Raw genomic sequence first — 1,337 nt, forward strand, 5'->3', positions numbered from 1 at the left:
GCTTCATGCAGTAGATGCAGCCGGGGCGCCAGTAGAGCACCATGCCGTTCTCGTCCGTGGTCATGTTCCCGCTTCCTTGTCTGCTGTGCTCGAACTCTCCGGTGTTGGGTACCCACCACCGGCTTTGGGCCGCACGAGGTCATGGTGATCATTTGTGGCCTGCGTGCTCTGTATGGCACACGTCGTGGACGGCCGGCTGCCAAGGCCGTCGGTCGCGGAAGGCGAGGGCCCGTGCGACGGAGTGAACCTGCCGGAACGTGGCGTGTGCTGCGGTGACGGCCGCAGCGGAGGCGATGGCCTTTTTCGCCGTGGCGACACGCATGGTAGTTTCTGAGAATCTACTACTTGAAAATCGGGAAAGTGCATGCCAGGGTGGCAACCATGGAAGCTGAAGAAGCGCGACGCGACCTTGAGCAGGCCCGCCAGTCGTACCGGGCCTCCGTCGAACCCCGACTGCCGGCATGGGCGCCGCCCATCTGCGGTTTCCTCGTGGGTGCCGCCATAGCGCTGGGCGGGCTCAGTCCCTCACCCCGCTGGCTGAAGGCGGTGACCATCGCCGTGGGCGTTCTTCTCGCCCTGGCCGCTGATCAGATCCTGGCCCGCATCCGGGCCCGGCAGGGCGTCACTGGTCTGCGCGGTCCCGCGCGCCGGGAGCGCAGCAGCACCGTCAACGCCTTCGTGGTCATCCTGATCTGTGCAATGGCCGTCAGTTCGGACCTCCGCTGGATGTGGGCCGGACTGGGTCTGGTCGTGTTCCTCTACACCTGGTTCACGCTGAAAAAGCGGGTCCTTGCATGACGGCGGCGCTGAACGACGCGTTTCGAACCGTCACCCGCATCAGGATCGCGGCTTTCCTCTCCGGATGCGATGAAGCGGAATTCCGGGCCGTCCAGGAGTACTGCGACCTCTCGCCCTCGAACCTCTCGAAGAACGTCTCCGCCCTGGAGGAGATGGGCTACGTCGCGGTCCGTAAGGGGTACGTCGGCAAGACGCCCCGAACGTGGCTCGCGCTCACCGACAGCGGGCGAAGTGCCCTGGTCGGTCACATGGCCGCGCTGCAAGAGATCGCTGACAGTGCTGCCCGCCACGCCTGAGCGGGAACACCGGTGGCTGCCACGGCTCGCCCCGCTGCTTCCCTTTGACATTCCCACTCCGCTGGGCAGAGGAGTGCCCGCTCTGTCGTATCCCTGGCACTGGTCCGTGTAACGGTGGCTCGACGGCGAGACTCCGCGCATCGGGTCCATCGACGAACCCGGCCTGCTCGCCGTGGACTTGGCGGATTTCCTCACGGCGCTGCACCGGATCGATCCCACGGACGGGCCTCCCTCCTACCGCAG

2 protein-coding genes and 1 pseudogene are annotated in these 1,337 nt (G+C 66.0%); all 3 read left to right on the forward strand.

Annotated elements, in window-relative coordinates; all coding sequences use genetic code 11:
• Positions 1–381 precede the first annotated feature (381 nt).
• Positions 382–798, forward strand: coding sequence for a hypothetical protein (locus tag ACMZ42_RS27080; RefSeq protein ID WP_415733435.1), 417 nt, complete (start codon positions 382–384; stop codon positions 796–798).
• Positions 795–1,094 carry a transcriptional regulator gene (locus tag ACMZ42_RS27085; RefSeq protein ID WP_415733436.1) on the forward strand — a complete coding sequence of 100 codons (300 nt, stop codon included), beginning with the start codon at positions 795–797 and terminating at the stop codon, positions 1,092–1,094. The genes ACMZ42_RS27080 and ACMZ42_RS27085 overlap by 4 nt, the downstream gene beginning before the upstream one ends.
• 127 nt (positions 1,095–1,221) lie before the next feature.
• A pseudogene (locus ACMZ42_RS27090) lies at positions 1,222–1,337 on the forward strand (hypothetical protein); the annotation flags it as partial.

It is taken from the genome of Lysinibacillus sp. NPDC056185, assembly GCF_047737915.1.
GTDB lineage: Bacteria > Bacillota > Bacilli > Bacillales_A > Planococcaceae > Lysinibacillus.

Excerpts from the sequence above, each read along its gene's own strand:
- ACMZ42_RS27080 (WP_415733435.1), top strand. The coding sequence starts at position 382 with ATGGAAGCTGAAGAAGCGCGACGCGACCTTGAGCAGGCCCGCCAGTCG.
- ACMZ42_RS27085 (WP_415733436.1), top strand. The coding sequence starts at position 795 with ATGACGGCGGCGCTGAACGACGCGTTTCGAACCGTCACCCGCATCAGG.